Origin of the sequence: Neobacillus notoginsengisoli (assembly GCF_003515685.1) — a bacterium.
In the GTDB taxonomy this organism is placed as follows: domain Bacteria; phylum Bacillota; class Bacilli; order Bacillales; family Cytobacillaceae; genus Bacillus_D; species Bacillus_D notoginsengisoli.
Genome location: NZ_QWEG01000058.1, coordinates 1 through 1,000 on the forward strand (window position 1 = coordinate 1; position 1,000 = coordinate 1,000).

Annotated in this window: 2 protein-coding genes; both read right to left on the reverse strand. The window is 64.1% G+C overall.

All coding sequences use genetic code 11. The features are described from left to right. The coding region (locus tag D1B31_RS23850) for a metal ABC transporter solute-binding protein, Zn/Mn family (RefSeq protein WP_158587661.1) at positions 1-519 on the reverse strand (519 nt) is incomplete at its 3' end. Between the two features lie 9 nt (positions 520-528). After that, the coding region (locus D1B31_RS23855) for a metal ABC transporter permease (protein WP_142922626.1) at positions 529-1,000 on the reverse strand (472 nt) is incomplete at its 5' end.

A 1,000-nucleotide genomic window follows, 5' to 3' on the forward strand; every position in this document is an offset into this window, starting at 1 on the left:
GAAGCTTTTCTTCACCTCGGCCAGCAAGGCGTCGATCTGCTGCTGATAGGCTGCCAGATGGCTGCGATACGCCTGCGCATTGCCAGGGTCCACCGCTTCCAGAGCCTTGGCGATGTTGGCCGCGTAGATCTTGGCGTTGGCCAGGCTGTTCCAGGCATGGGGGTCGGGGATCGTCTGCCCCTCCTCTTCCAGGGTCCGCGCAAGGATCCCCTGGCTGGCCCGAATGACGTGTGCCTGGCTGCCGGTGGTCTTGATCAGGCGGTCCAGCCAGGGCTCGAAGTTCAGGCCGTTCTCCACCACCAGGCGCGCCTGCAGCACATGCCTGGCGTCATCGGGTGTGGTCTCATAGACATGCGCATCGCTGTCGGGACCGACGATATTGATGACCTGCACCTGATCGCCGCCGATCTGTCGTGTGATGTCCGCCAGAATACTGAAGCTGGTCACCACCTTGATGCGTTCGGCGGCGGACAGCAGGGGTGACAGCAACAGCATGAGCACAACGATCAACGGGCGCATAGCGGCTCCTCAGTGAGTGACAGGGGTATAGTGACGACGCAACAGACCGCGTACCGGCCCCACCATCATCGACAGCAGGTAGGCACTGCCAGCCACCACGACGATGGCCGGGCCACAGGGTAGCGAGGCGTAGTAGGAAAGCAACAACCCCAGCCAGACCGAGGCCATGCCGATCAGCGCGGAGATGGCCATCAGCCAGGGCAGGCGCTGGCTCCAGAAGCGTGCGGCAATGGCCGGCAGCATCATCAGGCCGACCACCATCAAGGCGCCGATGGCCTGGAAGCCGACCACCAGGTTGATCACCACCAGCCCCAGGAACACGCCATGGGCGATGGGCCCGCAGCGGCTGACGCTGCGCAGGAACAGCGGGTCGAGGCTGTCGAGCAGCAAGGCCCGGTAAATCACGGCGAATGTCAGCAGGCTGCCTGCGGCGACCCACATCATGGTGTGCAAGGTCGCCTCATCGACCGCCAGGGCCGAG